This window comes from Ponticoccus sp. (in: a-proteobacteria), from assembly GCF_048381735.1.
Genome location: NZ_JBLXGL010000010.1, coordinates 36335 through 48250, shown reverse-complemented (window position 1 = coordinate 48250; position 11916 = coordinate 36335). Strand labels below are relative to the sequence as shown.

The 11916-nt window shown below is 66.4% G+C and carries 10 protein-coding genes; 3 read left to right on the top strand and 7 right to left on the bottom strand.

The window, feature by feature from the left end; translation table 11 throughout:
• Positions 1–5 precede the first annotated feature (5 nt).
• Both ACN5KJ_RS15855 and ACN5KJ_RS15850 read right to left on the bottom strand, forming a co-directional pair.
• Positions 6–1160: a 2-methylaconitate cis-trans isomerase PrpF family protein gene (locus tag ACN5KJ_RS15855; RefSeq protein ID WP_418594962.1), complete on the bottom strand. Its 1155-nt coding sequence runs from the start codon at positions 1158–1160 to the stop codon at positions 6–8.
• Entirely contained in the window at positions 1157–1846 is a 690-nt protein-coding gene (locus ACN5KJ_RS15850; protein ID WP_418594961.1) for a GntR family transcriptional regulator, read from the bottom strand. The genes ACN5KJ_RS15855 and ACN5KJ_RS15850 overlap by 4 nt, the downstream gene beginning before the upstream one ends.
• A gap of 210 nt (positions 1847–2056) precedes the next feature.
• Here ACN5KJ_RS15850 and ACN5KJ_RS15845 point away from each other — a divergent pair, with 210 nt between their 5' ends.
• The 3 genes from ACN5KJ_RS15845 (at position 2057) to ACN5KJ_RS15835 (ending at position 5170) form a co-directional block, all read left to right on the top strand.
• On the top strand, positions 2057–3049 hold the full coding sequence (locus ACN5KJ_RS15845; RefSeq protein ID WP_347168494.1) for a tripartite tricarboxylate transporter substrate binding protein: 993 nt from the start codon (positions 2057–2059) through the stop codon (positions 3047–3049).
• 158 nt (positions 3050–3207) lie between these two features.
• Positions 3208–3660: a tripartite tricarboxylate transporter TctB family protein gene (locus ACN5KJ_RS15840; protein ID WP_418594960.1), complete on the top strand. Its 453-nt coding sequence runs from the start codon at positions 3208–3210 to the stop codon at positions 3658–3660.
• A 1-nt stretch (position 3661) separates the two neighbouring features.
• Positions 3662–5170, top strand: a complete 1509-nt coding sequence (locus tag ACN5KJ_RS15835) for a tripartite tricarboxylate transporter permease (protein ID WP_418594959.1) — start codon at positions 3662–3664, stop codon at positions 5168–5170.
• Positions 5171–5389: 219 nt separating this feature from the next.
• On the opposite strand, the gene ACN5KJ_RS15830 is transcribed toward ACN5KJ_RS15835, so the two are convergent.
• The 5 genes from ACN5KJ_RS15830 to ACN5KJ_RS15810 are packed head-to-tail and all read right to left on the bottom strand — an operon-like array spanning position 5390 to position 11912.
• Positions 5390–6439 carry an acyl-CoA dehydrogenase family protein gene (locus ACN5KJ_RS15830; protein ID WP_418594958.1) on the bottom strand — a complete coding sequence of 350 codons (1050 nt, stop codon included), beginning with the start codon at positions 6437–6439 and terminating at the stop codon, positions 5390–5392.
• A gap of 10 nt (positions 6440–6449) precedes the next feature.
• Positions 6450–7613, bottom strand: a complete 1164-nt coding sequence (locus tag ACN5KJ_RS15825; protein ID WP_418594957.1) for an acyl-CoA dehydrogenase family protein — start codon at positions 7611–7613, stop codon at positions 6450–6452.
• A gap of 17 nt (positions 7614–7630) precedes the next feature.
• Entirely contained in the window at positions 7631–9166 is a 1536-nt protein-coding gene (locus ACN5KJ_RS15820; RefSeq protein ID WP_418594956.1) for an AMP-binding protein, read from the bottom strand.
• The gene (locus ACN5KJ_RS15815) at positions 9163–10029 is read right to left on the bottom strand and encodes an enoyl-CoA hydratase (RefSeq protein ID WP_418594955.1); all 867 of its coding nucleotides are present in this window, start codon (positions 10027–10029) and stop codon (positions 9163–9165) included. Before ACN5KJ_RS15815 ends, ACN5KJ_RS15820 begins: the two co-directional genes overlap by 4 nt.
• Entirely contained in the window at positions 10026–11912 is a 1887-nt protein-coding gene (locus tag ACN5KJ_RS15810) for a TRAP transporter permease (RefSeq protein WP_418594954.1), read from the bottom strand. The genes ACN5KJ_RS15815 and ACN5KJ_RS15810 overlap by 4 nt, the downstream gene beginning before the upstream one ends.
• Positions 11913–11916 lie beyond the last annotated feature (4 nt).

The window sequence follows — 11916 nt, the reverse complement described above, 5'->3', positions numbered from 1 at the left end:
CTCGCTTATTCTGTTGTCTTGGAAAGGGGTACGTAGACGCGGCCATCCATCAGCCGCCGCTGGGTGCGCAGAATGCGCGCGGCGGTGATCGTGCCGGTCTGCGGATCGCGGGTGGCACCGACCGAGACGATGCCCGACGGCGTGCCGATGCGAAGGGTCTGCGGATCGCCGCCCGGTGCGATCTGGCGCTGCACGACCGACCCGTCGACGGCGGCGGCGCAGGCCAGCGCAAGCGCGCCGGTGACGGGCACCGCGCGGTGGGCCTGCCCGGCAGAGATCATGCGGATCTGCAGATCGTGGCCTTCGGGCGCATGACGGTTGCCCGACAGATCGTCATAGGCGGCGGGCGGCGCGACCATGGCGACCTTGGGCGTGGCGATGCGCGCCTTCGCGGCATCGAGGCTGTCGGTCAGCCCCATGGCGACGGAGGCCTGCTGGCGGATCTCTTCCAGCCGCGCCATCAGCGCCCTGTCGGCGTCGATGGCGGCGGGGTGGGCGCCGGTGTCGCCCGAGACATCCGGGGCCGCCACGAAGACCGAGGGGACGGCGGCGTCGATCATCGTCACCGCGACCTCGGTGCCATCCGCCAGCGTCAGCCGGTCGACCCGCTGCCCGCTGGGCAGGGCGCCCTTGCCGTTGGTGTCCGTGGGGTCGAGGAAATCCAGCGCCACCGGCGCGCCGCTGCCATGGACGCCGGGGATGTGCAGATCGCCGCTGACCTCGGCGCGCCCGCCCGATACTGCGAAGCGCGCGGCGATGACCTTGCCGGAATTGGTGTTGTGGATGCGCACGACCGTCTCGCCGTCGCGGGGGCCGCCGACCAGCCCCTCGTCATAGGCAAAGGGCCCCATGGCCGAGCTCATGTTGCCGCAATTGCCGGAGAAATCCACGCTGTCATCGACCACGCCCACCTGCGCGAAGGTGTAGTCGATGTCGGCGTCGGGGCGCGTCGCGGGGCCGATGATGCAGATCTTGGACAGCGACGAGATGCCGCCGCCCATGCCGTCGAGCTGGCGCAGGTTGGGATCGGGCGAGCCGAGCATGGCCGCGAACAGCGCGGGCCAGCGGGTTTCGTCCGCAGGCAGGTCGCGGCGATGCAGCACAAGCGCCTTCGAGGTGCCGCCGCGCATGAAGACGGCGGGGATGGCGAGTTGGGTCACGGGGCGGGCTCCTCCGGGGTCGTGGTCAGCTGCGCCTCTAGCGCGTTCCAGCTGGCAAGGATGTGGCGGCGCATCAGCAGCGCGGCGACCTCGCCGTCACCGGCGGCGATGGCCTCGGCGATGCGGTGATGTTCCGACAGCGCCGCCTGACCGCGCCCGGTGACGTTGCGATGCTTGACGCGCAGCAGCGACAGCTGGGGGTACAGTTCGCGGGTAAGATAGCGCAGGATGATCGGGTTCCCGGCCATGCGGGCGATGACCATGTGGAAATCGCGGTCGCCGGGGGGTTGCAGGTAGGCACCCTGCGGATGGGCCGAGATCTCGCCCGCATGGTGCCCCAGCAGGCGGTCGAGCGCCTCTCTTGTCCCGGCCTCGGCATGGTTCGCGGCCAGCCGGGCTGCCTCTGATTCCAATGCGGCGCGCACCTCGTAAAGCGCGCGGGCGTCGTCGCGGCTCAGCTCGCGCACCCGTGCGCCGCTGTTGGGCACGATGGACACGGTGCCGGATTCGGCCAGATGGCCAAGCGCCGTGCGGACCGGGCCACGGCTGACGTCGAAGCGTTCGGCGATGGCGACCTCGCCCAGACGGGTGCCCGGAAGAAGCGCGCCGGACAGGATTTCCTCTTGCAGTGCACGGGCGATCCGCTCTGCGGCGATGCCTCGTGCCTCATCCTGTTTTGTTGACAAAATAAGGCCCCCCTCTGCCCAGTCGCTGCCATGAATTGTTAGCAATGACTCGCCTTAAACGCTGATATTGCGGCTAAATAGGCGGCAATCTCGTCTGATTGTCAAGAATTCTTACCATCTTGACAGTCGGGACTGGCCGGGCGTAAGTCTTGCCATCGGCCTTATTGTAGTACAATAACGCCAGAACATGAGACATTAGGGGAGGACTCGATGAAGCTCACCAAACGCGCCTTTTCCGCCGCCACGCTGGCTGCACTGCTGACCACCGCCGTTTCGCCGCTTGCGGTGTCGGCGGCAGAGAGCTGGCCGCCGCGCCAGATCACCTTCGTCGTGGCGCTCGGGCCGGGCGGCTCGGCCGACCGCACCGCACGCGCCCTCGCGCAGCGCCTGTCGGACGAGCTTGAGACCCCGATTACCGTCATCAACCAGGAAGGTGGCGGCGGCCACGTCGGGCACACCTATTTCATGAACATGCCCGATGACGGCAGCTACTTCCTTGCGACCTCGATCCACCCCTATGTGTCGAACGCGGTCCTGAACTTCGACGCGACCTACAGCCTCGAGGATTTCGCCTTCATCAACGGCCAGTGGAACGACTTCGACATCTTCGCGGTCAACGCCGAGACCCCCTATGAATCGCTGGCCGATTTCATGGCGGCGGCCAAGGAAAACCCCGGCAGCCTCAGCGTGTCGGTGGTGCCGAACTCCTCCGGTGCGATCAACCTCAGCCTCGCGCTCGAGGCCTTCGGCCTGACCGAGGACGACGTCAACGTGGTGACCTACGAATCCGGCGGCGCGGCGCGGACCGCCGTTGCGGGCGGGCAGGTCGACATGACCGTGCTTGCCGCCGACGGCACGCTGTCCATTGCCGAATACGTCCGCCCGCTGGCCTATGCCGCGGACGAGCGTTCGGACGACTGGGATGCACCGACCCTCGACGAGGCGCTGCAAGCTTCGGGCCACGATCCGGTGACCACCCTTGCCGGTTCCATGCGTGGCCTCGCGGCGCATGCAACCTTCAAGGAAAACCATCCCGAGGCCTTCCAGAAGATGGTCGATGCCTATCAGACCGTGATGCAGGACGAAGAGTTCGTCGCCAGCCTGAAGGCCCAGGACATGGGCGCGGAATGGCTTGGACCCGAGCGCACCACCGAGATCATCCTGTCCAACTTCGAGATCCTCAAGCGCTTCGCGGACAAGTGATCCTTTCGAACTGACCGGACGGGGCGCCGCGGCGCCCCGTCTTCGCAGGCGGCGCGTCCCGCCCTTGCCCGAGGGCACTGGGATCGGACGCGCGCCGCCCGCTTCCCCGCCCGCGCCCCACATCCCAAGAACGGCAGCCAAGACCGCAGGAGACCCTCGTGACAGGCAAATTCCAGGCCACCCACGCCGCGCTGATCGGCATCATCCTCGCCGTCTCCGCCTATATCACCCAAAGCGCGGTCCGCGCGCGGGCCAGCATGGACAACCTGATCGTCGTCGCCCCTGTGGCGGCGCTGATCGCGCTGATCTGCATCGTGCTGATCGTCGCCCCGCTGCTGAAGGCGCGCGATCCCGAGGCAAAGGCCAAGCCTGCGCCCGACACCGCCCTCTGGGGCGACATCCTTCTGCTCGCCGGCTTCGCGGCGTTCTGCTACGCGCTGACCCATATCGGCTTCGATCTTGCCACCTTCCTCTTCGTCTGGGGCGGCGTGGTGATGAGCGGGGGCCGGGGCTGGTGGCAGCCGCCGGTCTTCGCCGCGATCTTCACCGCGCTGCTGGTCTACGGGTTTGGCAGCCTCTTCCCCTATCCCATGCTGACGCTGGTGCTTTGAGATGATCGATCAATTCGCCCTCTCGCAGGCCTTCGACCTGCTGTTTTCCGGCTTCACGCCGTGGCTCTGGGTCATCCCCGGCCTGCTCATCGGCCTTGTCTTCGGCTCTATCCCCGGCCTTCAGATCTCCATGGCCATGGCGGTGTTCCTGCCGGTGACCTTCGGCATGGACTTCCTTCAGGCCATGCTGTTCCTCACCGCGATCTTCACCGGCGGCGCCTATGGCGGCGGGGTGACGGCGATCCTGATGAACATCCCGGGCTCGTCCTCCTCGATCGCCACCGCCTTCGACGGCTACCCCATGGCCCGGCAGGGCAAGCACAACGAGGCGCTTGGCATCGGGCTTGCGGCCTCGGTCGTGGGGGCCTTCGTGGGCTATATCCTGTTGATGCTGCTGATCCAGCCGCTGGCGGCCTTCGTGCTCAAGATCGGCCCGCTCGAGATGGTGGTGGTCGTGCTCTGGGGGCTGACGCTGATCGCGACGCTGAATGACAGCAAGATGTCCAAGGGGCTGCTGGCCGGGTTCTTCGGCCTGATGCTGAGCCAGATCGGCATGTCGACCACCGGCGTTATGCGGACGCAGGTGGGCATGCCCTACCTCATCGACGGCCTGCCGGTGGTGCCCGCGATGATCGGCATCTTCGCGGCCTCGGAACTGCTGCGTCTGCGCGGCGAGACCTATCTGGTGCGCGACGATGCGCAGCGTGACATCTCTTTCGGGCGTATCCTCAAGGGCGCGGGCGAGACCTTCAAGTACCCCGGCGTTCTGATCCGCGGCAGCCTTCTGGGTGCAGTGATCGGGGCGATCCCCGGCGTCGGCTCGTCGGTGGCGAACCTGGTGTCCTACGGCGAGGCCAAGCGCACCTCGAAGACCCCCGAGCGTTTCGGCAATGGCGCGCCCGAGGGTGTGGTCGCCGCCGAAAGCGCCAACTCCTCGTCCGAGGGGGGCTCGATGACGGCGCTGCTGGCGCTTGGTATCCCCGGCGGCGCGGCAACGGCGGTGCTGCTGGCAGCCTTCTCGTTCCACAATATCATCGGCGGACCCAGCTTCATCCGCAACCAGACCGACATTGTCTATTCGATCATCCTCGGCAACCTCGGGCAGGTTCTGCTGCTGGCGGTGCTGGGCCTGCTGAGCCTGCGCCTGCTGGGGCTGGTGGTGCGGGTGCCGCTGTCCTACCTGGTGCCCTCGGTCCTCGCCATGTGCGCCTGGGGCGGCTACGGCATCACCGGCACCATCGCGGGGCCGCTGACCGTGGCGGGCTTCGCGGCACTTGGCTGGCTGATGCGGCGCCACGACTACCCGGTGGCGGCGACCGTGATCGGCCTGTTGCTGGGCCGGATGATGGAAGGCGAGCTGGTGCGCACCATGCAGATCTCGCGCGGGAACCCGCTGGGCTACATGCTCGAACGTCCCATCGCGCTGGCGCTCTTTGCCGTCATGTTGCTGGTGCTCGTCTGCGCACCGCTGTTGAAGGCGCTGCGCAAGCGCCGGTTGGTTCAGGCCTGACCTGACCACCGCCTGATCGAGGCCATGCCCCGGCGCGTCGCGGCCTGATGACCCTTGTCATCGGTGCCGCGCGCTGCCGCCGCCGCGACATCTCCGATCTCCATTTCGTCGAAAATCAGCGGACTGCAAATCCTGGCCTTTGCCGGTGTTCGAATGCCGGGGTGTAGCTTGGCTGCGCAGACCGCCCCCGCCTAGGTGGCAACGACCGAGGGGGGTGGTTCATTGAAGGGGCGCAATGAATCCCCCCGTTGCGATACGCTTGTCGAACTGTTGCCCGTGGCAAAAGCGGGTGCCCCACTGGCCGCTCAGCACCAAGGCCCGTTTGAGGTAGAGATGGACATCGGTTTCCCAGGAATAGCCCATTGCGCCATGAACCTGCACCGCCACACGCGTCGCCCTGTCTGCAACATCGATGGCGCGCAGCCAGGCGTGTGAGATCTGCCCGCGGGAGAAATCGTCCTCGCGAGAGATCAGCGCGGCTGCGGCATAGACAACAGGTTTGAGAAAGGCGACCTGCACCTGCACCTCCGCCAGCATGTGTTTCACCGCCTGGTTGCTGCCGATGGGGCGGCCGAACTGCTGGCGGTCCCCGGCATAGTCAACGGCCAGATCAAGCGCCGCCTGCGCCACGCCGAGCAATTGGGCGGCGGCGAAAAGCGCGCCCCGCGCATTGGCACGGGCAAGCGCCGCCTCGGTCCGGGGAGAGGCGGCGAGCCGTCTGCTACCGCCGGTCACCTGGCAGGAATGCAGCAGGGTCAGCGGATCGGCCGTGGGCTGGGCCGTCAGATCAAAGGTCTCTGCCGGGCCGATCGAGATCTGTCCTTGGGTCGGTGCATGAATGACAATTCGGGCGGTATCCGCAGCCACCGCAAAGGGCTGCACGGGGGAAAACAACACCGTATGCCCATCCCCCTGCGCCATATCCGAGACCGGTTGAAGCAGGTCCGGCGCGGCGCAGGACCGGGCCAGTTCGGCCAGGAGGGGCAGCGCGACGCCGGCATGGTCCACCAATGGTTCGGGCAGCAGGGCCGCGCCGCAGGCCTGTGCCACCCGGCACATTGTCACCTCGTCCAGCGCCAGACCGCCCTGGGCCTCGGGCAAGAGAATGCCATTCAGCCCCAGATCCGCAAGCGCGGCCCATCGGTCGGCGTCATAGGTCTGGCCCGCCTTGTGCATCGCCCGCAGCTGCGCGGTAGAACAAAGATCCCGCAGGGCGTCCTGCACGGTCTCGGCGATCATGTCCTGCTCTTCGGTAAATCGAAAGTCCATCGCGGTGATCCTAGTTGCGAGGCAGGCCGAGCACGCGCTCGGCGATGATGTTTTTCTGGATCTCGTTGGAGCCGGCGTAGATCGGCCCGGCCAGCGCAAAGAAAAACCCGTCGAGCCAGGCGCCGGAGGCGTCTGCCGCGGGGGCGGCCCCGGTCAGGGCCGCGCGCGGTCCCAGCAGATCCAGCGCCGTGCGGTGCAGCGCAATATCCAGCTCTGACCAGAAAATCTTGTTGATCGAGGCTTCCGCGCCGATCGTGGCGCCCGCGTCCAGCAGCGATGCCGTATGGTAAATCGACAGGGCATAGGCATCTGCATCCATCGTGGCGCGCTGGACCGCCTCGCGCAGGCCGCCGGTCACTGTCGGCCCCTGTTGCTTGCACAGTGCGGCCAATCGTGCGGCGGCGGTCTGGTAGCGCGCCGGGCTGCGCAGCATGAGCCCGCGTTCGAAACCCGCGGTGGTCATGCAGATCTTCCAGCCCTCGCCCTCGGCGCCAAGCCGGTTGAAGGCGGGCACGCGCACCGCATCCAGCATGATCTCGGCAAATCCGGTGCGCCCGTCAATTTGCGCAATCGGCTGGACCGTGACACCGGGCGCATCCAGCGGGAAGAAAATCAAGGACAGCCCATGGTGCCGGCTCGACCCGGGATCGCTGCGGAAAAGACCAAAGCCCCAGTCGGCAAAAACCGCCCGGGACGACCAGATCTTGTGCCCTTTCAGGACATAGTCGTCGCCGTCACGTTGCGCGGTGGCCTTGACCGCGGCCAGGTCAGAGCCGGCCTGTGGCTCGGACCAGGCCTGCGCCCAGATTTCCTCGCCCGATGCCATGGGCGGCAGAAAGCGCGCCTTTTGCTCTGGCGTGCCGTAGTCCATCAACGTCGGCCCCAGCAGGAAGATACCGTTCTGGTTCACCCGGCCCGGCGCGCCGGCGCGGAAGTATTCTTCCTCGAAAATCAGCCATTGGATCAGGCTCAGCCCCCGGCCGCCATAGGCTTCGGGCCAGGTCACCATGCCCCAACGGCCCTGGTTCAGCGTGGTTTCCCAGGCGCGGTGGGCTTCAAACCCTTCTCGGGAGGCGTCAAAGGACGGCAGCGGGTCGGTCGGCACATTGGCGTTCATCCAGTCGCGCACCTCGGCGCGGAAGGCCTGGTCTTCGGGACGATAGGTGAGGTCCATCTTGTCTAGTCCTTTCGTCAGCCCGCGCGGGCCGCGATCAGGTCGGCGCGCAGGTTCTTCTTGCGAATTTTGCCGCTGTCCTCGCGGGGAAGCTGGTCGAACAATTGAAAGACGCGGGGGATCTTGAACCGTGCGACACGGCTCTCCAGCCCGGCGCGCAGGGTGGTCTCGTCCAGATCGGTCTCGACACAGGCGGCGATCACTTCCCCGAACTCGGCATCGGGCAGGCCAAAGACCGCGGCATCGCGCACGCCCGGAATGTCGACAAGCGCGGCTTCGATGTCATTGGGGTACACATTGACGCCGCCGCTGATGATCATATCCGTCTTGCGGTCGCGCAGGTGCAGATAGCCCTCGGCGTCCAGAAAGCCGATGTCGCCGGCGCTGACCAGATCGCCCCGGCGCATCCTGTCCGCTTCTCCGGGGCGGTTGCGGTATTCAAAGGCCGGGTAGTTGTCGATCTTCAGATAGATCTCGCCAACATAGCCGGTGTCACAGGGCGTGCCGTCGCGGTCGATGATCTCAAGCTGGGTCCAGGGCGTGGGGCGGCCCACGCTGCCGGGGTGATCGGGCGCTTCTTCGGGGGTGAGCACGACCCCGGGGCCGGTTTCCGATGCGCCGTAATATTCGCCAATGACCGGGCCGAACCAGTCGATCATCGCCTGGCGCACCTCTGGCGGGCAGGGGGCCGCCCCATGCACGACATGCCGCAGCGATGAAATGTCATAGGCCTCGCGCACCGCTTTCGGAAGCCGCAGCAGCCTGACCATCATTGTCGGAACCAGATGCAGATGGGTGATGGCGTGGCGCTCGATCAGCTGCAACAGCGCTTCTGCGTCGAAACGCGGCTGCAGCGTGACCAGGGCCCCGGGGGTGCGCACCGCATGCAGCGCATAGACGTTGGGGACGGAATGGTACATCGGCCCGGTGATCACGGTGCGGATCACCCGACCGGGGGCGATACCGTAGGCCAGCGCGACAACCTCGCGCACGCGGTCGGCCATCGCGCCCCGGGCCGGTTCGCGCACCACGCCCTTGGGGTTGCCGGTGGTGCCGGAGGTATAAACGATATTCGACCGCGGCGCGGCGGCGGGGCCGTCGTAAGGCGCGGCATCCGCGCACCATCTGTCCCAGTCCTGATCCGGGTTTGCGGCAACCGGGGCGAAGCCGTAGGCCTCGGCGATTTCCGGAGGCGTCGAGACCTGTCGCACCGCCACATCTGCCGAGAACCCGGGGGCGAACCGCGAAACAAGATCGGCATGGATGACGATCAGCCGCGCCCCGCTGTCCTTCAGGATATGCGCGGCCTCCTCGGCGGTCGCGTGCCAGTTGACCGGCGCGACATAGGCGCCGATCAGCGCGGCCCCCAGCATGACCTCCAGAAAAGCGACGTCGTTGCGCATGATCACCGCAACGCTGTCGCCTTCGCCAATGCCGATCGATTTCATCGCCGTGGCCGCGCGCGCCGCGCGCCGCGTCATCTCAGTTTGCGAGATCTGCCGCTCTCCGGCCAGGATCATGCCTTCGCGGGTCTGGGCATCGAGCGCCTTCATGCCTTGTCGCTCCGGTTCAGCCGCGCCATGTCGCGGCCGCTCAGCCCGGCGATATTGTCCCCTTTGGTCAGGCTGTTGTGGGCATGGGCAAGGTGGTGCAGCCCAAAGGCCATGTCCATGGCCGCGCGCTTGCCCTGAAGGTCTTCGGTGTTGTTGAACGCCTGACGCGTCAAGGTCAGCCCAAAGCCGGGCATCGAGGCAATCCGCGCAGCGACGCGCGTCGTTTCGGCCTGAAGGGCATCGCGGGCGACGACCTTGTTCACCATGCCCAGCGAATGGGCCCGCTCGGCGCCGATCGGCTCGCCCAGGAGAACCATCTCGCGGGCCACGCGGGGGGGAAGCTCGAAGGCGTGGGCAAAGTATTCCACCCCCGGAAAGCCCATATGCAGCACCGGGTCACCAAAGCGCGCATCCTCCGACGCGATGATCAGGTCACAGACCCAGGCCAGCATCAGCCCGCCCGCGATACAGGCGCCCTGGACCATCGCGACCATCGGTTTCGGTCCTTCGCGCCAGCGGCGACACATGCCGAGGTAGACTTCCATCTCGCGGACATATTGCATCTCGGCCCCCGGCTGGCCGACGTGATCGTGCCAATTGCTCTTGCGCTCGAAACTGACATGCGCATCGCGGCCCGGGCTGCCGATGTCATGCCCGGCCGAGAAATGCTTGCCCGCCCCGCGCAGGACGATCACCTTGATCGCCGGGTCCGCGTTCGCCTTGGCGATGGCCGCATCAAGCGCATAGGTCATCTGCGAATTCTGCGCGTTGCCGTAACGCGGGCGGTTCATGGTCAGCCAGGCTATCCCGTCGGAGGTCTCTGAAAGAACGGCGCTGTCGGTTTCATAGATGGGATCGGTCATGCGGGGCGTTCCTTATTCATCAGATGCCAGAGCATTATGGGTGTGAGACAGGCCAGCGCGGCGCTGAACAGATAGAGCGGCGGAAGGCCGGTCAGCGCGCCGCCCGGCAGGGCAAAGGCCAGCCCCGAGCAAAGGGTGGACAGGCGTAATAGGACGCCCAGGACCCCGCGGGGATAGCCGCCCAGCCCGATCAGCCAGCCCTGCGCCGCGCAGGAGATCAGGTAGACGCCGAGCAGGGCCGAGCCGAAGGTCAGCGCGACCTCCGCCGCCGGGCCGCGCATCAACAAGGCGGGGGCCACGACGAAGAAAAACGGCAGCAGATAGATCACGCCGCCCATGCGCATCGCTTCGATCCCGGTTTGCATCGGGTTGGCCTTGGCGATTGTCGCGGCGGCAAAGGCGCCGATGGCCACCGGCGGGGTGATGTAGCTGAGCATGCTCCAATACAGGATGAAGAGATGCACGGCGAGTGGCTCTAGCCCTGCCTCGATCAGCGCAGGGGCCAGGGCCACGGCCAGGAAGATATAGGCTGCGGTAACGGTCATGCCGATGCCGAGGACAAAGGCCGTGGCCGCCCCCATGAGCAAAAGCAGATAGAGGTTGCCGCCCGCAAAACCCAGCAGGTCGCTTGCGATATTGCCGATCTTGCCGGTCACAACCAGCGCACCGACGATCAGGCCGACAGCCGCGAGCAGCCCCGCCATCTCGGCAAAAAGACGGCCAACGTCTTCGAGAAAGGCGCCGAAGTCCGCCCAGCCCCATCGATGGGCCGGCAAGATCTGATTGATCGCCAGCAGCAGGCCGGTGGCAAACCAGGGGGCCCAGGATTCACGGTTGAGCACCAGAAGCATCCAGATCAGCAGGATGAAAACAGCAAGATACCACCAGCCATCGCGCATCACGGCGCGCAGCTTGGGCAATTCGGCTTCGGGCAGGCCGGACAGCCCCTGCCGCGCCGCCAGCGCGTCGATCTGGAAAAACAGGCCCAGGAAGTAAAGCAATGTCGGCAGGATCGCGGCCAAGGCGATGTCCTGGTAGGGGACGTTCAAAAAGGTCGCCATGACAAAGGCCGTCGCCCCCATCACCGGCGGGGCCAGCACCCCACCGGTCGAGGCACAGGCCTCGATCCCGCCCGCCGCCGCCGGGCGAATGCCGGTGCGTTTCATCGTCGGGATGGTCAAGGTTCCGGTGGTCAGGACATTGGTGATGACGCTGCCCGACATGGATCCCATCAACCCGGACGACAGGATCGCAACCTTCGCGGGGCCGCCGCGCACATGGCCGAGGGCCGCGAAGGCGAGGTCGAGGAAGAACTTCCCGCCGCCGGTCTTTTGCAGCGCCACGCCAAACACCAGAAAGCCCAGCACGAGGTTGATGAAGGCGCGCATCGGCACCCCGAGAATGCCTTCGCTGCTCATCGCATAGAACACGGCCGTATCGCGCAGCGGCATGGAAAACCCGTTGAAGATCGCCGGAAGCCGATCCGCGACCAGCGGGTAAAGAGAAAGCGGCGCGACCACCAGGATCATGGCCGTCCCCCCGATTCGCCGCCCCGCCTCCAGGGTCAGCGCCCAAAGCAGCAGCGCCATGGTCTGCGCCAGCCCCGGCGCGCCATACTCCCAGCCCTCCATGACGATCCGTTCCGAGACGAAAGCGAAATAGCAGCCCGCGGCAAAGGCCAGTGCCGCCAGCGGCAGGTCCAGCAGGCGCCAGCGCGGCCACAGCAGAAAGGCAAAGGGCAAAAGAACCGCGATGGCGCCGTAGATGAACTGGTTCGTCAGTGGCACAAAGCCCGTCAGATTGCCCAGATTGAACGTCTGATAGGCAGAGCCCGCCAGCATCAGCGCCGCCGCGACGCGCAGCAGAAAGGGGACAGAGGTCATGCGG

Bases quoted from the DNA above. Each gene is read 5' to 3' on its own strand.
- ACN5KJ_RS15845 (WP_347168494.1), top strand. From the start codon at position 2,057: ATGAAGCTCACCAAACGCGCCTTTTCCGCCGCCACGCTGGCTGCACTG.
- ACN5KJ_RS15830 (WP_418594958.1), bottom strand. From the start codon at position 6,439: ATGGACTTTCGATTTACCGAAGAGCAGGACATGATCGCCGAGACCGTG.
- ACN5KJ_RS15810 (WP_418594954.1), bottom strand. From the start codon at position 11,912: ATGACCTCTGTCCCCTTTCTGCTGCGCGTCGCGGCGGCGCTGATGCTG.
- ACN5KJ_RS15820 (WP_418594956.1), bottom strand. From the start codon at position 9,166: ATGAAGGCGCTCGATGCCCAGACCCGCGAAGGCATGATCCTGGCCGGA.
- ACN5KJ_RS15835 (WP_418594959.1), top strand. From the start codon at position 3,662: ATGATCGATCAATTCGCCCTCTCGCAGGCCTTCGACCTGCTGTTTTCC.
- ACN5KJ_RS15825 (WP_418594957.1), bottom strand. From the start codon at position 7,613: ATGGACCTCACCTATCGTCCCGAAGACCAGGCCTTCCGCGCCGAGGTG.
- ACN5KJ_RS15815 (WP_418594955.1), bottom strand. From the start codon at position 10,029: ATGACCGATCCCATCTATGAAACCGACAGCGCCGTTCTTTCAGAGACC.